This window comes from Flammeovirga aprica JL-4, from assembly GCF_012844305.1.
Taxonomy (GTDB): Bacteria; Bacteroidota; Bacteroidia; order Cytophagales; family Flammeovirgaceae; genus Flammeovirga; species Flammeovirga aprica.
In genome coordinates, this window is sequence record NZ_JABANE010000111.1 from 1 (window position 1) to 20109 (window position 20109).

Genomic DNA, 20109 nt, shown 5'->3' on the forward strand with positions numbered 1-20109 from the left:
TCTTCCCTCCGAGGGGCGAAACAGCTTTCTTTCAAGCTGTCGGGATAGTTTGCATGCAGGGCAAACAAAAAACTGCTTTGATCTCACAACCAAAGCAGTTTTTCTTTTTAAGCCGTTGCTTATTTTTCTTTGAATACAATACCCATTGGTACACCTTCAAATCCAAAGTGTTCTCTAATTTTATTCTCAATGAAAGATTTGTAAGGACCTTTCACATGTTTAGGATAGTTAGAGAAGAATGCAAATACCGGTGTGTGAATTGGCAATTGCGTAATGTATTTGATCTGAATGTGATGCCCTCTATGTGATGGAGGCGGTCTACGTTCGATCTCTTTTCCTAACACCTCGTTCAGTACAGAAGTCATTACCTTCATCTTACGGTTTTCGTATACCTCAATCGCTTTGTCGATCACTTTGGCAATACGTTGTTTTTCATGTACCGAAGTAAAGATAATTGGCAAGTAAGCCGCGCCACCTAAACGCTGACGGATCTCTTCTGCAAATTCCTTAGCTGTGTTTGTTTCTTTTTCGATCAAATCCCACTTGTTGACCATGATTACCACACCCTTCTTGTTTTTCAAAGCAAGGTTGATAATACTTAAGTCTTGAGATTCAATACCTCTTGTAGCGTCCAAGATAGCGATACAGACATCTGATCTTTCAATCGCTTTGATGGTACGCATTACAGAGTAGAATTCAATATTTTCATTTACTTTCGTCTTTCTTCTAAGACCGGCCGTATCTGTTAAAATGAATTCTTTATTATATGCTTTATATACTGCATCTACAGCATCTCTTGTAGTACCAGCAACATCAGTTACAATACTTCTTTCTTTTTGAAGTAATAAGTTCACTAATGATGATTTTCCTACGTTAGGTCTACCAATTACTGATATTCTTGGAATTTCTTCTTCTTCTTCCTCCTCAGTTTCTTCAGGGAAATGAGAAACTACGTCATCTAAAAGATCACCCGTTCCAAAACCTGAAGCTGATGCAATAGCCATAGGCTCACCCATTCCAAGTTCATAGAATTCAAAAGCATGTAATACTTTCTCTGAAGTATCTGCTTTATTTGCCACCAAGTAAATTGGCTTATCACTTTTACGTAATAAATCAGCAAAATCACGGTCTAAGTCTGTTAAACCTGTTTCCACATCTACTACAAAAAGTAATACAGAAGCTTCATCAATAGCGATTTGAACTTGCTCACGGATGGCACCTTCAAATGTATCTTCTGAACCTACTACATATCCACCTGTATCAATTACAGTGAAATTTTTTCCCGTCCATTCGGCCTTTCCGTAATGTCTATCACGTGTCACTCCGCTTTCATTATCCATGATAGCGTCACGACGTTCAACAAGACGGTTAAATAAAGTAGATTTACCAACATTTGGTCTACCTACAATTGCGACAATATTTGTATTCTTCTTCATTGAGAATTTACCTTTTTCAAAACTTCGAATTACCCTAACACTTTCGGTAGCGTAATGATATATGTTTTTCCACGTTTAATGGTCAACTTATTTGACCTCAACCATGGATTATAGCGTTTTAAGATCTTATAATTTATTCCTTGCTCTTTTGCAAAAGAAGCTAGATCAGGAATAGATGTATCTATTTTCATAGTTTTAATCGCTTCCTCAGTATATAACTGATGTGTCGAAAGCTCAAAACTATATTTCTCCGGTTCCAACATGATTTCTTTCAAGGCCAGGATACGGAACATGTACCTTGAAGTCTCTTCATTTAATAACAGATCATAGTAACTGCTTACTTTCTGATCTTTGAGAGCTTTTGCGATACCGCTCGGTCCTCTGTTATAAGCCGCCGCTGCTAATGTCCAAGTACCTAGCTTTTCTTTGGCTTTTTTGAGGTAAACACACGCTGCTCTTGTTGCTTTCTCAACATTATAGCGTTCGTCTACTTCTTTGTTGACCGTCAATCCGTATTCCCTTGCAGTTGAAGGCATAAACTGCCAGAAACCTGCTGCTCCTGCTGAAGAGCGAGCATTCAGCATCAGATCACTTTCTATAATACAAAGATATTTAAAGTCATCCGGAATACCTTCCTCTTTCAAGATTTCTTCAATTCTTGGAATCCACCTTTCCGCTCTTTTCAGTACCAAAATCGTATGCGAATGCCAATAAGAGTTCACATACAACTCTCTATCGAACCTTTCATAAACGTCCGGATCACTAAGAGGTACTTTTTCATCACAAAAAGAAAATGATTCAGGCATTGGCAACTCATAACTGTTGGCTTCCAACTCCTTCACAATCACTTTTTCAGTAACTACCTCTGATTTCGGACTTACAAATTGTGGAGCATACGTTAACAGTGCTACGGAAATTGCTCCTAAAAGGAACCATAAAAATGATTTCATATTGACTTAAGAAACACGATAATGGATACTAACTCACAAAGGTCGAATTATTCTGTTTAAGTTCTGAATATAAATGCATTAGTTAACAAATATTCTTTAGAGAATCCTTCTTTTTATCAAACTTTGCAAGTCTTTATTTGAAATAAATATCCTGTTGGGGTATTACAATATTCACTGATCTTTTCCCAAAAGAGGTGCAAAGGTAAAAAAAATAAGGTTGCCATACTTAATTTATTGTATAACAACCTTTTTATTTAAACCTTCACTTCGCAATCAGGCATCTTCTCTTTAAACTCTTCAGGTATTATGATCTCGTTCATCACCCTTCCTTCTTCAGTATAAATTTCTTGTTCTTCTAAATTGACTTTCTTCAATTTTTTTAGCTGGTAAAGCTCATTCGGGAAACGCTCCAATTTATTGCGATATAGATTCAATTCTTCTAAGTTTTGAAGTGAAGTGAACTCCTCACCTAATTCTGCAATTGACATCCACTGCAACGTCAATTTCTTTAACTTCTTTAATGATGCAACTTGTTGAATATCACTAATGAGATAATTTCTACTAATATCTAATTCTTCAAGCTTCTCCAATAGTTTTATTTCATCAGATATTGATCGAATACTAATACCTGAAATTGATAAAGACTTCAAATCCTTAAACTGTTTTAACTCTTCCGGAAATTCACCGTATTCAATTTTAGTAATATCTAGTTTTTCAACCTTTTCCGTTTTTAAGATCTCAACAGGAAGTTTTGGATAGCCTGTTTTATTATCTCTGTAATATCTATAATTATTATTCCCTAATGCCTCAGCCCAATTAATTTCTCCTTTATTGTAAATCATTCCCACTGCCTCTTGCCTCCATTTGCTATGAACAGGAGCATAGAGCAAGGTATAAGTCAACCCTTTTTTATAATATTTATAGAGCATATTGCTAAAAGTAAAACAAGCTTCTTTCCCCCATTTCTCCTCAAATGACACCAATTTCTCTCTAATATGGTACTCATGCAGTTTTGCATAATTATTCAGACCTGCTCTATCTTTCACGGCTTGAATCAAGTCCTTAGAAGCATTCGCCGTTAATAGCTTCTTTACCCTCGCTTTTATTTTTGTATTTTTATTGGTTTTCTGAATTAAGAAAAGGTCAGGTAGAACTGACTTAGGAACTCCATTCATTTCCAACATCTCCATGGCAATCATCAAATCACCCTCGCTTTGAGACTTAAAGAAAAGCTTCAGATTTTCAACCATTTGACCATCACCTTCCTTTTCATCTTCAATTAGAAAACCTGGCTCTTGTGTATTCCAATAGTCTGTAAATGTACTTTCAGAAATCAGCTTAATTTCATTATCAATTTCATCAACCTTTGCTATTTCCTTAGGGTTATTTCCGATAATAATATGCGTTACCTTGTCTGAATATTTATTCGCGTACTGAAAACCTAATTGTTCTACTCTTTCCTTCAGTTCTGTTTTTTTCAACGTAATACCTCCCATCACCATAAAACAGCTCTCAGAAGTTAAGTCTGAAATAGTATTGTCAAGTCTTTCTAATAACACTTCCTGCAACCTTTCAAACTTTATATTCAGCCCTTGAATGAGTTGCTTTTTCGTTAATTCAGGTAGAGTACTTAAATCTTTCCTACAGGCTACAAGATCAAAGAAATAGCAATATAATTCACGTTCAAACCCTGCCTTTTGTAGACCTAAGATGTAATCTTCTATTGCATCAAATTTATAATCAAAAATATTCTCCAGTCCATTCAACCTAAATTTCTTTACAATTCTAATATCATAAGGAGAAATATTAGGAGCACTTTTAATCTTAAAGTATGGTTTAGAAACAAATTTCGAATAGTTATCCAACGTTTTAAGACTATCTGAAGACAGGTACACTTGATTTAAATATTTCATCTTAAGGAGTTCCTCTGGTACATCTTCAAAACAGTTCGCCTCTATCGTTATATTTCCAATCAAACTCCCCGCAAACGTACTTGGAATAGCTTTTAAATGAGGGGTCGATAATTTCAATGTTTTAAGTTTTCGCAACTGGTCAAATACATCAGGCAACTCGTTCAAATTTGGCAACTTCAATTCCAAATATTTTAATTCTTTAAAATTAGAAAGATAATGGGGCACCGAATCGATTTTCTCTGATTCCAACGTTAAATTTAGTGTTTCATAAGCCTCATCATCAGCAAATGGAAACTCTTTTAAATTAGGGATATCGAGCCCTAAATATTTGACCTTGTTTTGAACTGAAAATAAAGGTTTAATTTCTTCTATTGATTCACTTTTCAGTTTTAAAGTTCTTATATCAAAATTGTATTTATTGATATCTAATGTCTTTATATTGTTGGATTCAAAACTGATAATTCTTAATGTAGGTGACTTTAACAATTCTCCTGGAAAATAATCCAGTTTATCAGCCTTTAAATCCATAGACTTTAGTTTTTCATAACGACTGAAATCAATTGAAAATTTTTGAAGCTGAGGTGCCTCAATTTTAAAATTTTCCAAAGACAAGCTAGGTAGTTCTACATCAACAAATTCTTTCTGCTGCGTTAAATGAACTGTCAAATATCTTACAAGTCGTAATTCATGCAGTTGAAATGGAAGACTTTCTAAAGTTGGAACTTTAATGTTTAAGAAAGACATCCTTTCAAAATTAAAATGAGTGCTATCATAAATAACCTTTTCTGATAGTTCAATTTTTAAAGTAGAAATATTTTCCTGAGTTAAAAATATAGAAGGCACTTCATCTAAATAGGGAATACAAAAAGTAAGAGTGCGTAAACTATGAAAAGTACAAAGTTCACTTGAAAATTCGGTGAGTGGTAAATTCGATAATTCTAAGTCTAAAAGGTCAGAAAACTGATAAAACTGCTTAGGTAACTTTTTACAGTCTGAGTTGATCAGTGAAAATAACACAACCTTATTTTCTTCAATAAAATCATCTTCATCTTCCAAAATAACATTATCGAGATAAATACGAAATGTCCTCGGAAAACACGCTATCAACTCCTTTAATGAAAGTTTACCTTTTAAATTCTTAAGACGGAATTCACCCAATTTTTTACATGGTTTCAGTGCTTTCTTAAGCTCTTCAAAGGAGACTCCAGCTACTTGTACTCCTGATATATTTAATGGATTTCCCACAATCATTTCATCTGTGAGAGAGTTTATAGTCTGTGAAAACATAGTTTGTTCAAGTTTATATTTATTCGAATTATTAAGTTAGCTCAAAAAAAAACATGCCACCAAAAATGATTGCATGTTTTTAAGCTCTCGCTTATTTGTATCAGTGCTTGTCTAGAAGTTAGGAGATAATAGATATTTCCCATAGAAGTCTTCGATGATTTTCACTGCCTCTTGTGGTGTATCCACTAGATGAATCAAGTCTAAATCCTCTGGACTTACATTCTTTTCTTTCTCAAGCAATGTTGACTTGATCCAATCCATCAAACCCTGCCAGTAGTCTACTCCTACTAATACGATTGGGAAGCGTCCGATCTTCTTCGTTTGAATTAAAGTATAAGCCTCAAACAGCTCATCCAAAGTTCCCAATCCACCTGGCATCACAATAAAGCCTTGAGAATATTTTACAAACATCACTTTTCTTACGAAGAAGTAATCAAAGTTCAGCATCTTATCTCTGTCGATATAAGGGTTACCGTCTTGTTCAAATGGTAATACGATATTCAAACCCACCGACTTACCATTGGCCTCAGAAGCACCTTTATTACCGGCTTCCATAATACCAGGTCCACCGCCAGTAATTACGCCATAACCATGTTTTACTAAAAGTCCAGCTACTTCTTCTGCCATTTTATAGTATTTGTGATCTGGGGCAGTTCTTGCCGATCCGAAAATAGAAACACAAGGGCCAATTTTGGCCAGCTTGTCAAATCCATCTACAAATTCAGCCATCACTTTAAAGATCACCCATGAGTTGGCACTTTTTATTTCAGACCAGTCCTTTTTGATAAACGCCTCTCTGATTCTTTCTTCTTCATTTTTATTCTCTTCTGACATAAGCTAATTTTTTTCGGTTTCTGTATTTAATTGAAATTTTATCATATTGTCTTCATCACTTTTCTGTGGAGAAGCAATCTTAAACGCTTTTTGATGCTCCATTTTCACCCCATCCAAATAGGCTTCATACTTCTTATCATCAATTGCTTGAAATTCTCTTAATCGTTTGGTCAAGGCCACTTTTTCTTGTGCTGCATCACCGTAATTCAGATTCAAATAAGAAGCACCGTGATATTTTGCTCTTGGCAAGAAAACCATCTCAAAACTTTGGACACTGCCGAACATTGGCTGGTAGCTTTTCATTTTTGAAAGACCATCTTGATCTATCCAAAGTGGTAAATCTTGATATAAAGCTCCACCATTACCCCAGATATACATGGCTGATTTTGGGATTTTAGTTTCTTCCAAATTGATTGTTCTCTGATCCAATTTTGCATCAATCATTCGTTTCAGAGATTTAGGGTGATTAGAGAAAGCTACTGCATTTCCTAGTACTGTGTAGTATGGTCTTCTGATTCGGTTAAAAGCATCACCATATACTCTTGGCAACAACTCCTCTACGCCAATATATCCAATAGCAAAGCCTCTGTATTTTAATTCTGAAAACCTTTCCAGAGTATTTGCTTCTACTTTTACATTCAAGGCTCTCAACTTTTCTGAAGCCAATGCCGGATTATTCGTTTTCAACAACATCACTTCTCCATCTCTTCCTTTCAGCTCACTCGCCATCAATTTCACCCAAGCGGCTTCATCACCAACCCAACTATCAAAATCTTCTTCAATAGAAATGGATAATCTATTTTCAATAGCGCTCCATGGAGCAATATTGGCACGCATCAATGCCTCTCTTCTTTCTTTTACTTTGGTTGACATTCCCCAATGAGAAGCCACTGAAATGTGAGTAGGTATTACATTCAACAATTCTTTACTGGAAGATGTTCCTGACCACATCCACCATACAGGCTCTAACTTGAAGCCTTTTTCTTTTGTCTCAATCTGCGCTTTGAGTGATAAACCATCTTCTGTCCACATCCAATGCTGATCTCCCAACAGTCGGCCTATGCCTTTCAATGATAACTGAGGTTCTACAAAATTCGGTTCAGATAAAGCATAAATTGCATCAGGATTCATCCATACTTCAGCAATTTTTCCTTCTTCAAACTCCCCTACTTCCCATTCGGTCATTTCTCCACCATGTTCCAATGCTTCATAAGCTCTTTTCGCCAGTGTTTCGTGAGTAGAAAAAACAAGAAGGTTATTATAAACAAAATAGATTCCGAGCTTAGAGGTTCCTCTTTTCAAAACAGTCGCTTCCCCATTTTCACCTAATGACTTCTGCTCCAAGGTGAATTTCTTCCCTATTACGAAACGGAGGTGATCGGTTAGCTTCGATTGCCAACCTAAATCAATAGCCATCAATTGAGCTCTGCCTTCTTTTTCTGTCTTATAAATAGCTCCAACACTAGGGTAATCCGACAAGAAATAAGGCAGTAGACTATTATTCAATACGGCATTATTCCAGATCCTTTTACGACTTGAATTTAGACTTCCTTCAATGGCATTGTTCCACTCTGAAGCATGCAGTTCTTGCCACAAATGCAAAACATCTGAAGTACCCACAATCACTCCAGCACCTGCTGGCAGTGTTTTCCATAATGCCGTTTTTGGTAATGATTGCGTCCACCACCCAAATGTTCCAAACAACAAAATAAGTATACTCAGAAATATAATTCCCTTGTTACTTTTCTTGGCTTTTTTCTCTTCGATATGTGAGGGCTCTTCATGTAACTCTTCCACTGTGTTGTCTTGCTCTTCCACGTTTTTTTTAGGTTTTGTACTGATGAAAATATGTGCTCAAAATGGTATTCAGATAGCAGTCTACCTAGGAATCTATTTTTTGTAATAATAAATTTACTACTATCTCTTCATCCTTAAAAGGAAATAGGTGTCCTTTCTTCTCCAAAACCACAGTATCTACATCAATTGACCAATTATCTACAACATATTGAAGGTTTTCGAAAGGAACTAATTCATCTGTTGTACCATGAACTATGGTTGTGGGCACTTTTACTTTACTCCACTCTCCCTCTATTTTCTTTAAACTTTCAGCATGATTTGCCTTTTCATCCGTGGCTACTTTCAATCCTGATGGCAAAATAGCGTAGATCACTTTACTCTGCGCCCACCTAGAATACCATTTCATCAATTCCAATTCTGATGACATTGCAGGAGCCAGCAAAACTACTTCATCAATACCACTACTGTCTTGCACACTTGTGTACGCGGCTATCGGTCCTCCATACGAATGCCCAACAAGTATATAGTGTTGTGGCTCGCCTAATTCTTCTTGCCAGTCATTTAAAACTGTTCTCACTGCCTTTCCATGCAAGCCAATAGCATCTTCTTCTTTCCCTTTTTCACTTCCGTATCCCAATCGTTCAACAGAAATGACATTTGCCTTTTCCAGAAGTGTTTTATTTTTAAGGTAATTCCCAAAGTTATCCGCTCTTCCCGGTGCTCCATGAATAAAAACTATGGTTGTAGAAGGATTATTTTCTCCTTTTACTGATAAATAATTAATGGTTTTATTGTCCAGCTTTGTATGTCGGACTTTCATCTCTACACCCTCTTTGGCGTACGATTTTTCTAATTTATTCCATTCATTATTCGCATTCATATCAGAAGCACATCCACATAAGATCAAGAGTAAAATCAATAGGACGCTCTTATACTCTATCATTTTTGTAGGTTTTTATTTTGATAAGTGTTTAATTCGAAAAAAATTGAAGAGAATCGCTGAAACACTTTATTTCAAATAGTAGTTTTTATTTGATCGAAAAAGGATTTTAAAGTTATCAGATGATTTGAAAAGTTTTACATTCATACGACCCTAAATTAAAAATACTATAAATATGGATAAGAAGAAAAAATATGGCTTCTCAACTATAGCAATTCACGCTGGACAAGAACCTGATCCAACAACAGGAGCCGTTATCCCTCCAATTTATGCTACCTCTACTTATGCTCAAACTGCACCAGGTGAGCATAAAGGTTTTGAATATACTCGTAGCCACAATCCCACTCGTTACGCTTACGAAGATGCAGTTGCAGCTTTAGAAGGAGGTGTAAAAGGATATGCTTTTGCAAGTGGATTGGCCGCTTCCGCTACTATTTTAGATATGCTGGAAGGTGGTTCACATGTCATTGCTATGAACGATTTATACGGTGGTACTTTCCGTCTTTTTGATAAAGTAAGAAAGTTCTCTTCAAAATTAGAGTTCTCATTCATCGACTTGAATGACATGGAAGCATTAGAAAATGCGATCCAACCGAACACTAAAATGATTTGGGCGGAAACACCTACCAACCCGATGCTTCGTTTAGTAGACTTGGAAAAAGTGGCTGAAGTAGCTAAAAAGCATGATATCATTACGGTTTGTGATAATACTTTCGCTACTCCTTACTTACAACAACCATTAGCATTAGGTTTTGATATTGTGGCACACTCAGCTACAAAATACATCAATGGTCACTCTGATGTAGTAGGTGGTGTAGTTGTAGTGGGTGAGAACAAAGAGTTAGAAGAAAAATTAACTTTCTTACAAAATGCCGTTGGTTCCGTACAAGGACCTTTCGATTCTTTCTTGGTCAACAGAGGATTGAAGACATTAGGTGTAAGAATGGATAGACACTGTTCTAATGCGGAGAAAATTGCGGAATGGTTAGAAACACATCCTTCAGTAGAAAAAGTATATTACCCTCATTTACCATCGCACCCTGATTTCGCTTTAGCCAAAAAGCAAATGAAAAAAGGTGGTGGTATGATTTCAGTGACTTTGAAAGCAGACCTTGAGCAAACAAAAGTATTCTTATCAAACTGTAAGCTATTTACATTAGCCGAAAGTTTAGGTGGAGTAGAAAGTTTGATTGAGCACCCTGCCATCATGACACACGCCTCAATTCCTGCTGAAACAAGAAAAGAATTAGGAATTGATGATGGTTTCATCAGAATTTCAGTAGGTATCGAAGACCTAGAAGACCTGAAAGAAGACCTAGAAAACGCATTCGCGGCTGCGGGTCTTTAATCTTTTGAATTAAAATATTTATTCCTTTTATAAAAAATGGCAAATCAACAACATCTTGAAATTGAACGTAAGTTCTTGGTAAAATCTTTTGATCCTTCTATCTCATCAAAATCATTTCGCATAGTACAAGGCTACATTTGTGCAGAGGAAAATAAAGCAGTGCGCGTGAGAATTAAAGGAGAGAAAGGGTTTATCACCATCAAAGGTAAATCTCAAGATGAAGGTCTGTCACGCTATGAATGGGAAAAAGAAATCTCCATTGCAGAAGTCGAGCAATTGCTTCACTTATGCGATGGAGGTACCATTGATAAAATCAGGTATGAGGTTCCTGTAGGAAATCATACATATGAAGTCGATGTTTTTGATGGAGACAACAAAGGATTAACTATCGCTGAAGTAGAACTATCTTCCACTGATGAAGCTTTTGAAAAGCCGGATTGGCTAGGAGAAGAAGTGACTGGAGAGGCGAAGTATTATAATGCCATGTTGATGAAAGAGCCTTACTGTAATTGGTAAGGACATTTACTTTTTCAATTAACTATCTAACTAAACTTTCTCACTTTTTATAAATGATAAGACTATACTATTAATCAATTTTCGAACTATTTTTTAAACTAAACAATGAGAAACTTTATTGGTGTTCTATTTTTATTCCTCTCTTTCTCCACTTTTGCTCAACTTACTAAAATCAATCATTATGAAGCTCTCAAATCACGGATACAAGACTCTGATATTATTCTTATTGGTGAAGCCGATCATTTTAATAAATTTGTGCTAGAAGAAAAAGTCAACTTCACAAAATACCTTCACGACAGCTTAGGTTTTGATCTATTACTATTTGAAAGTAGTGTATATGATATGGATCAAGTGAATCAACTGCTGATAAAAGGAGCTACTGAATCTGATTTATTATTCAAGGGTATTTACGATGTGTGGCATCACTCCGTCCCTATGTATGAGTTATCACAATATATTGTGGCATCTGCAAATAAAAATGACACTTTATTTGTAGGTGGATTTGATCCTCAATTTTACTCCGGTATCTTTTTTAATAATCTTTCATCAGACCTTAATATATTCCTTAATGAGAATGAAATAGTATGCTCTGAGAAATATATTGAGGCATTAAACACAATTATTGCACAAGTAGGTGACCATCATTCTTTACCTGAAACTTATAATGAATGGTTTAGAAACTACACCCTTGAGTTAATTCAAAAATTATCTACCCAAAACACTCCTTCTGCACTATTTTGGGCTAGAAACTTAACATCGATCTTAGGAACTTGTAACATAATTCACGGGAATAAATCGGACGGTATGGATGTTGAATCGGAAGATGTTCAGCTAAGAGATAGTCTCATGTATGAGAATATTCAATACCATATCAACTCTACAGATAAAAAAATTATTTGTTGGGCAGCAAATACGCATATAGCAAATGACTTAAGTGGTATTCATTCTGCTTCTGATACCACTATTCAAAATTTTAAAGGAACTTCTTATTTTTTAAATAAATATACAGATAAGAAAGTCACTGCTATTGCTTTTACTGATCTTGCTAGAATCGAGAATGTCAACGAATTTATCGAATATGAGCAACTTTCAACAGATGAAAGAGCATATATCAAACTTGATTCCGTAGATCTTAATGGCTTTTCTTCACTTATTGGAAACGACCCTATTACAGGAGAATATCCCCAAGGAAATTGGAAAAATGCTTTTAATTATGGAGTTGTCATTAACTCTAGTGAAGATATTCTTATTGAAGGAAAAGTAGTTGACGCAAGTGATCTGACAACAGTACCCTATGTTAATATCCAATTCGAAAATTCAAATATCTACGCTCACACGGATTTAAATGGAAAATTTTCGTTTAGAGTAAAGGATGAATACTTTGAAAAGAAAATGATCCTGTCTCATTTAGGTTATGAAACTATTTCAATCCAACCAAGCTCAAACTTGATGCAAATAAAGCTTCCTTCCAATGTAGATTATTTGGATGAAGTAGAAGTTGCTGGAAAAAAAATTAGCACGTATGAGTATTTCAAACCTATTCTTGAGAATCATTTAGCACTTTCACCCAAAACTCCTACAAAATATGCACTCTATTATCAAAGTGAAGACCTCACTAAAGATACATTAGTACTAGAAGCATCTTTAGAATTTATCATTAATGAACAACTAAAGGGACCCATACATCTTAATTCAACAATCATTAATAAAAGGGTCATTGATAAAAAATCACCGGTATATCCCTATCCAATTGCTGTAATTAGTACTCCTTATATTAATAAGGACAATGAGATGTTCAGTAAGAAATTTTTAAATAAAACGGTCATAGATTCTATTCAATCCATCAAAGATGAAAGTAGTATTTATACCAAAATTGATTACCACACTAACTATAAAAAAAAGAAATACAGAGGGACTATTATAGTAGATACAAAGTCCAACTTTATAATTAATCATAAATACTCAATTGAGAATATTGACAGGACTATGCAAAAATTTGAAATACAATATTCAATGCAAGAAAATTATATCTACCCTTCTATTGCTATTATGCATTTTACCGGTAATATGTTTTACAAAGGCTCTCTTTTAGAGTTTAATAGTCGAAATACCATTTACATTAAGAGTATTGATCAAGATTATACAAGGGAAGTTTACCATAAAGTATACGATTTAAAGAAAGCAAAGTACTCTAAAAAATATTGGGATAGTTATAACTAAAGTTATTCTAGTAGAAGAAAATATGAGTTATCCCTTACAATTGAATTAGACCTGTAGCATATTTCACTTAAGCTTTCCATTATTTCAAAGCCAAGTTGGTTAGGAGAAGAAGTGACTGGAGAGGCGAAGTATTATAATGCCATGCTGATGAAGGAGCCTTACAAAAGTTGGTAACTTAATCAAGTTGATCTTTCAGTTGTACACTTCCATTACGGAACTCCTTGGGGCTATACCCAAAGTTTTTCTTAAATGAATTCGTAAAATGACTTACATGTGAATAACCTAATTCATGAGCGATTTCAGTAATTGATTTCGAAGTATCTCTTAGTAAAACTTCCGCTTTTTGTAACCTTTTATGAACAACAAACTGATGAGGAGGCTTTCCATAAGCAGTTTTAAAATTTACTCGTAACTTTTCAGGACTCATCGAATAACGGTCTCCAAGGTCTCTTAAACAAGGTGGTGTTGACAAATTTCGAGAAAGCTCATCTTTTATGTTCTGAAGTACTTTTTCATCTACTGTAAGTGTTGATGCATAATCACGACTTTCATTTTTTTGGCTTATGATCAGCTGTAAAAAGTGCATTAAAACTTCCAACGCTTTAGCATGTTTCCAACCTGAAGGCAATAATATATCTTCTTGATTTTTAGGATTAAATATAGTTTCTAAGCAATCTCTCATTGCCATATTTTGTTGTTCAAATAAATAGGAAAGTGTTTTTTTATTGTATTCTAACGGCATTGGGTTCCCCTCTAAAAGATTAGTAAATTTTTCCTCACCGATAAGTATATACACAAGTCTCAAAGACTGTCCTTTACCCATTTGTAAGTAGTGGTTATTAGAATTTTTATAAAAACAACAATTTTTAGAGCTTCCTTTCCCTATTGTAACCTCTTCTTCTGATGGTCCAATGATCCTATAATTTCCATCATAAACTACACTACAAACATAGCTTTCTATCTCAGTAGAATAAATTTCAAATAGATAATCATACTTACAATTAAATTCTAAAACAGCGATTTCAATACCAACAAACTCTTTACAAAGCTCTATTTGTATATTTTCATTAGGTGTGATTAATGAAAAATTACGACCGTCCCAAGTAGATTCCTCTTTTTGTTGATGAAATTCAAACAAGATTTGTTCTATGGTGGCTTTTGTAAAAGTTATCTTCTCTAACATGAAGTTTTGGTTCTTAGATTAAAGAGTAATGTTTATGAAGAAAAAGGCACAATGATACATTGAGCCTAATAGAAACAGTTGGTATTGGAATAGTATTATTTTATGAAATATAACCAAATCGAAAAACAAATAACACTACACACATCACTATAATAGTTAATATTATCAAACCCTATCCAGAACAAACTGAATAGGGTGATAGCTAGTTGAAGTCAAATGCAAGAGTAAGTAAGTTATTAGATTTCAGGTTCAGTTACGTCCTTTCCGAACGATTCTATGAACTCTTTAGCTTTCAAGCCTTGTTCAATACGAGTTATCGGGTTATTATATTCTGATTTTTTATACCATTCTAAAGCTTTTGTAAAGCAACCTTGAGATTCATAAAATACTCCAATATTATAATAGAGATCTTTGCATTGCCACTTTTCTAGGAGAGCAAGATTCAAATCAAAAGCACCCCTATGATCGCCATATTTGGTGAGTGTTTTTTTAATTTCTTTCAGGTCAGATTTTATTTCTTTTGCTAATACTTTATCTCCACCTAAATCTTTTTTACTTGGGTTCTTTATTTTAGAATAATTCAGGTTAAAACTCTGAATTTGGGGTTTAAAATAAAAAGGTAGATTAGATGATAAAGTAGAAATAGCACTTTGATAAAAAGTTGAAGCAGGTGTTACTTGATTCTTACTGTGAACAGCAGGGTGAATCACATGCTCTTTTGAAACGTCTGATTTATTTATAACCTGACTAGGAAGGTTTTTAAGTACTTCACCATTTTTGGATTTACATACCATATCCCATTCCATTTTAAAAGATGAACGACCTTGGAAAGTAACTATCTCATAGGGCAACTGTTCTTTTTCAGTTACCATTTTTTTATAAGTTGTATCTAATGATGTGCTATACTTTGATACGTTCATTGAGCCTGATACTATCATATCAGCATCTTCTTTGGTTTCTGACAATATCAAAAGATCTGTCCGCATCCATTCAAAAGGCATATTACTTTGATTTTGCCCATATGCTGAACTTTTTACCACATTCTCAAAACGTGATTGGAACTTAGTGTTCAAACTTTCAGCATTAATACTTGGTTTTCCTACACTCTGAGATACTTTTATTGGTTCAAGGAAAACCTTATTATTTTCAGGACTAATATCAATAATTGGATAAAGAAACTTGAATGATTTTATAGATTGCGCATTACTTCTAGTAGATAAAAAACACATTAAAGTAAATGCAGTTAATATTATTCTTCTCATGATTTAGATTTGGTTACCGTTGTACAATAATCTCATTTTCCACAATTGGGAATCATCACTTTTTTTACTAGATAGTGCAACAGAATGCACTCCTTTACTATTTGCTGGAAGCATCGTCAAATATTTACCAGATTCAATATGTTTGAACGTACAATACAAACCATCACTACTCACTTTTATGTCAAAATCACAAGTATCATAGCTTTCTGACTTCTTCTTCATGGCTTCATTATCAGTATATTCAGCCTCATCAAAAGAATTATCTCTTCTCATAAAATGTCCATCCCTATAAGCTATCTCTCTATGTCTTCCAAAAAGGATATGAACATACTCCAGAGTAGACTCTCCAGTTTCATGATTTGTATCAAAACGAGTTCTAAAAATGAGATTTCCATAAAAGTCACCTCTCTCTGCTGTCAAGAAAAATACTTTATTTTCTTCTGTAATATGTAATACTTTTCCATTCTTATTTACTAGCTCAAAAGAAAAATCATCTAGATTTCCAACCGTTTCCAAACCGCTTAAGGGTTTGTTGGCGATGGTATTTGCGAAAGGATTTATTTGTGCCTGTGCATAAGACAACAGCGTTGTCATCAGGGCAAATAAGAAAACATGTTTAGTCATAATTAATTGTATTTATTATTAAGATTGATGTAGAGAATTTTATTGAAGTTTATTTCCCGTATTTTTTTGGTTTGGCATCCCCAAATTTTCTGATTCGATTAGGATCATGAAAAGTCTGAGGAGATATTATTTTATAATGAGGTTGAATATCTCGTGAATCCATGATCTCATATCGATAATAAACAGATTGAGTACTCCTCTTTTCCTTTGTATAAATAGGATCTTCTTTTACATCATAAAAGAATGCATCTTTATAATTTGTCGTCTCATAAGTAGCCTCAATAATAAATGAACCATACACATAGTCTACTAAGAAGTTTTCATAATCTAAGTTCTCTCTCATACAGTCAATCTGCAGAGCAAATACATTGTCTCGGTTTTCTGTTCCATACGTTTTTGCATATTGACCAGAAACTTGATCATCAATAACTGTTTCGTTATTTAGATCGGTAATCTTAAAATGAATTTTTTCTTTGACATGTGGGGTTATAGCATCTGCTGCTACTTGTGTCGCATCACTTATTGAGGGTAATTCAATATCTTTGATTCCTTGTACTATATTTTCGGGAACACCCACAGCTGAAAGTCCTTTTTCAACTCCAATATCAAATATTTGTCCTTGGGGATCTGCTATAAAACCTTTTACAACTTCTGAACTTTCACTCCTTCCTACTTTTGATAGAGCTACATCAACACCTGCATTTACTATCATTCCTTTTGGGTCTCGGAGTTCATCAAAAATTTCTTTCTGTTTGGAGTCCAATTCATTCCCAATAATCTCAGAAAGCCCATCGGCAAAGTCTTTTCCTTTTTCCCCTCTTGATTGTTTGATGTCTCCATAATTATAGTTGCTAACATCATTTTTCTTATCCATACGGCCTTTGGAAATTCTCCCTAAGCCTTTCTCCATTCCCGCCGTTACTGCAAACTCTAATGTCTCACCAATTTTTTGCTTTAGCTTTCTATAAACAGCATCATCAACAAATAAAGTAATAGACCAAGAAACTAGTTTTTTGGTGAGGTAATCATCTTCTCGATCTTGGGGGATCATAAAAACCATTAACTGACTTTTTTCTGCCTCTAGTGCAAAACTATTTTGACATATCACTTCGGAGGAAGTCATCTTGCGAGTGACTACGCGTTCTGTACGTGGGATAATTGTTCGGTCAGCGCCAATATATTTTTCATAGCTTTCGATACGATGTACTGTATCAGGTATACGAACATATTCATATCGAGCTTTTGAAAGTTCTCTTGTAGTTTCAGAAGCAGGTATACGATCTACTTCTATTGTAAATGGCTTCTTCGCTTTTGTATAAGAGATTTCATATAATCCTGAATTAGGAATATCCAAACTATGTTCAATGATTTGTTTATCCTCAACCTTATACACTAGCTTACCTCCAGGGTAACGTTTGATAGACAAGTTCATGTCTTTTTTATGATCCTCAACCTTTACATTTATCTTTATTTTATCTCCTTTTGTCGCAAAAAATGGGGATATATAATGCTCCTGTCGATTTTGAGGGTCAATAGTCTTTTTTAATACTTCAATAGGTGCTTCCTGTGCGATACCAACCGTAATAAAGAAAAACTTCAACACATAAATTAGTAAAGCAAAACACTTCAAATTCAACCGTATCATCATCAAAAAATTATAATTCTATAAACTTTCTTTTCTTTACTACTTTCTTAATGGTACGCTGTACCTTCACTGTTTTGAGTGGTACAAAACGCTCCGTTGCCTTGAACTCTACATAAACTGGTGCATAGTAAAGAGCAGAAAAATCTAATTTTACATTTTTCGCAGTTGCAGGTTTTGTATTTGCCAAAATGATATGTTTCAACTCTAACTCTGAATACATTTCTGGTAGCATCACCCCATACAGATTAGTAACACTACCTAAACCTCTAACACCATCGAAATTGACATTTTTCCCTCCTGATTTAAAAAGATCAAAATCAATTGTAAAGAGTTTTTTAATCTCTCCAAATGAAGATTCATTCTTGCTGAAAAAATACATTGTGGGTTCTCCATTTTCTTCAGGCATCATCATATCCAATGCCTGCTGACTTGCAAAACCAGCAGCCGGTGAAGCAAAAACAGAGAGTGCTAATGAAGTTACTGTCCCACCAATTTGAACCATCTTCCAGTGCTTTGCACTTCCTAGTTTTGAGTTAATATTATATTGAATATAAAGCAATTTGGCATCATCGGCACCAAAAGGCGGTTTAGGATCTTGACAGGTCCAAAGCTTTGTATGCTTATTTCCTTTTCCTAATCGACCTAATAATTGACCTGATGCATTAAGCATTGGTACAGTCTGATATACATACTCATTAAATAATTTAAACTCCCGTTCAAACTCCTCTGTTTCACCATAACCCACCACAGAATCTATCTCATAGTTATAATCTACAGTATCATATGAATTCAGCCAATATCCTCTTTTATAAGGTTGACCAGATGCAATAAGTTTTTCAGAACCTTCAGCTGGAATTCGCTCAATTTTAATATGAATATTCTTCCCGCTTGCCCTATCCTCAAACTTAAAATAATATTTCCCAGTACTTGTCACCTTAATGACTCTATCTTTCACATAACCTGATTTCATACGTTGGAAAAGTGTCCTGCTTTTAGGACCTGTAATCCAAACTTTTTTCATCGGTTTTTTATTCTCTTTTTCAAATGAGAATACAATTTGATCTCCTTTTATAAATTTATAAGTAAAAGATTCATAGCCTCCTTTAAGGTCAAAATCCCCTTCAAAAATGAGTACTTTCTCCTGTCCTAGTAAAGGAAATATAGGTATACACCATAAACCTATAATCGCAATCCAAAGCTTATTATTCATCATTTATTGCTTAAGTAATTGTATCACCTTTCCAATGGGTTGAAAAAGGTTTTTTGAGTTAAAAAATATGCTCCTTCTGTATTGATATCTATTGGTAACACTACCTGATTAGTATCTAGGTTACAAAGGAATTGTGCTTTGTTAAGATCTAGTGATTTTTTAAATTTTGTACTTTGAAAAGATGCAGTGTTATATAAATTACAACTATGAAATACTGCTCTCTTTCGGAAGTTTGCTTTATCAAATGTTACTCCTCTTTGAAAAGAACATTTTTCAAAACCAGCATATTCAAGAAAAGATGCAGCGCCAAAAAATGATGTACCTTTAAAAACTGAATTTTGGAAAGAAACAGATTTTATAAACTCGCATGAAGTAAAGGAAGATTGATTATCAAAAATGCAATTCGTTAAAATTAATTTCTTTATGAATTTACTATTCTCAAAGCTCGTTCTTCTACCCTGAACCCAAAGTTTACTGAAGTCTACTTTACAATTGAAATAACACTCTACAGCTGTAAAATCACCTTTCACATGTAAATAAGGAGCCTCTACTACTTGATCAAAAACACAATTTTTAAAAACAAGTGAACGATTAAAAGTTACTGTGTATAATATTCCATCTTTATACCTGGAAGTAATCAAACTATTGAAATCACAATGGCTGAAAATGACATTTCCGTTTACTTCTGCTTCCATTCTATTAGGAGCAACTCTTCTAAAATTTAAAAACAATGTCAGATCTAAACCTTCAGAAAAAGATTTTCCTTCAATGAAAATATCTTCTCCCTTACGAAACTTCTTTTCTAAAGTATGATCTTTCATATTCACACTTAGAAGTAGCGTTAAACATCCAATTGTAATAAGTCCAAGTAATAATGAATTCTTATTGAATTTGCTCATAAGTCATCAGTTCAAAAAAACTATTGATAGCCAATTAATTTTCAC

The 20109-nt window shown here is 34.3% G+C and carries 15 protein-coding genes; 3 read left to right on the forward strand and 12 right to left on the reverse strand.

Going from position 1 to position 20109, the window contains the following annotated elements; all coding sequences use genetic code 11:
- Nucleotides 1-119 precede the first annotated feature (119 nt).
- The 6 genes from der to HHU12_RS27380 form a co-directional block, all read right to left on the reverse strand.
- The gene (der, locus tag HHU12_RS27355) at nt 120-1436 is read right to left on the reverse strand and encodes a ribosome biogenesis GTPase Der (protein ID WP_169659922.1); all 1317 of its coding nucleotides are present in this window, start codon (nt 1434-1436) and stop codon (nt 120-122) included.
- A gap of 29 nt (nt 1437-1465) precedes the next feature.
- Nucleotides 1466-2386: a lytic transglycosylase domain-containing protein gene (locus HHU12_RS27360; protein ID WP_169659923.1), complete on the reverse strand. Its 921-nt coding sequence runs from the start codon at nt 2384-2386 to the stop codon at nt 1466-1468.
- Between the two features lie 254 nt (nt 2387-2640).
- The gene (locus HHU12_RS27365) at nt 2641-5586 is read right to left on the reverse strand and encodes a BRCT domain-containing protein (protein WP_169659924.1); all 2946 of its coding nucleotides are present in this window, start codon (nt 5584-5586) and stop codon (nt 2641-2643) included.
- Nucleotides 5587-5697: 111 nt separating this feature from the next.
- Complete coding sequence (locus HHU12_RS27370) at nt 5698-6420, reverse strand: LOG family protein (protein ID WP_062619857.1); 723 nt, start codon at nt 6418-6420, stop codon at nt 5698-5700.
- 3 nt (nt 6421-6423) lie between these two features.
- Nucleotides 6424-8238: a hypothetical protein gene (locus HHU12_RS27375; RefSeq protein WP_169659925.1), complete on the reverse strand. Its 1815-nt coding sequence runs from the start codon at nt 8236-8238 to the stop codon at nt 6424-6426.
- A 64-nt stretch (nt 8239-8302) separates the two neighbouring features.
- Complete coding sequence (locus HHU12_RS27380) at nt 8303-9160, reverse strand: alpha/beta fold hydrolase (protein ID WP_169659926.1); 858 nt, start codon at nt 9158-9160, stop codon at nt 8303-8305.
- 172 nt (nt 9161-9332) lie between these two features.
- Here HHU12_RS27380 and HHU12_RS27385 point away from each other — a divergent pair, with 172 nt between their 5' ends.
- The 3 genes from HHU12_RS27385 to HHU12_RS27395 all read left to right on the forward strand — a co-directional run bounded on the left by HHU12_RS27385 (nt 9333) and on the right by HHU12_RS27395 (nt 13241).
- Entirely contained in the window at nt 9333-10505 is a 1173-nt protein-coding gene (locus HHU12_RS27385) for a cystathionine gamma-synthase (protein ID WP_082796014.1), read from the forward strand.
- Between the two features lie 36 nt (nt 10506-10541).
- Nucleotides 10542-11021 (forward strand): CYTH domain-containing protein, encoded by a 480-nt coding sequence (locus HHU12_RS27390; protein WP_169659927.1) that lies wholly within the window; start codon nt 10542-10544, stop codon nt 11019-11021.
- A gap of 105 nt (nt 11022-11126) precedes the next feature.
- On the forward strand, nt 11127-13241 hold the full coding sequence (locus HHU12_RS27395; RefSeq protein ID WP_169659928.1) for a carboxypeptidase-like regulatory domain-containing protein: 2115 nt from the start codon (nt 11127-11129) through the stop codon (nt 13239-13241).
- Nucleotides 13242-13416: 175 nt separating this feature from the next.
- On the opposite strand, the gene HHU12_RS27400 is transcribed toward HHU12_RS27395, so the two are convergent.
- From HHU12_RS27400 to HHU12_RS27425, 6 genes are all read right to left on the reverse strand, one after another.
- Complete coding sequence (locus HHU12_RS27400) at nt 13417-14424, reverse strand: helix-turn-helix domain-containing protein (RefSeq protein ID WP_169659929.1); 1008 nt, start codon at nt 14422-14424, stop codon at nt 13417-13419.
- 236 nt (nt 14425-14660) lie between these two features.
- Nucleotides 14661-15686 (reverse strand): tetratricopeptide repeat protein, encoded by a 1026-nt coding sequence (locus HHU12_RS27405; RefSeq protein WP_169659930.1) that lies wholly within the window; start codon nt 15684-15686, stop codon nt 14661-14663.
- Nucleotides 15687-15689: 3 nt separating this feature from the next.
- The gene (locus HHU12_RS27410) at nt 15690-16310 is read right to left on the reverse strand and encodes a hypothetical protein (protein WP_169659931.1); all 621 of its coding nucleotides are present in this window, start codon (nt 16308-16310) and stop codon (nt 15690-15692) included.
- 49 nt (nt 16311-16359) lie between these two features.
- On the reverse strand, nt 16360-17913 hold the full coding sequence (locus tag HHU12_RS27415; protein ID WP_169659932.1) for a hypothetical protein: 1554 nt from the start codon (nt 17911-17913) through the stop codon (nt 16360-16362).
- Between the two features lie 52 nt (nt 17914-17965).
- Nucleotides 17966-19168, reverse strand: coding sequence for a hypothetical protein (locus tag HHU12_RS27420; protein WP_169659933.1), 1203 nt, complete (start codon nt 19166-19168; stop codon nt 17966-17968).
- A gap of 20 nt (nt 19169-19188) precedes the next feature.
- Nucleotides 19189-20064 carry a pentapeptide repeat-containing protein gene (locus HHU12_RS27425; RefSeq protein ID WP_169659934.1) on the reverse strand — a complete coding sequence of 292 codons (876 nt, stop codon included), beginning with the start codon at nt 20062-20064 and terminating at the stop codon, nt 19189-19191.
- Between the last annotated feature and the right edge of the window lie 45 nt (nt 20065-20109).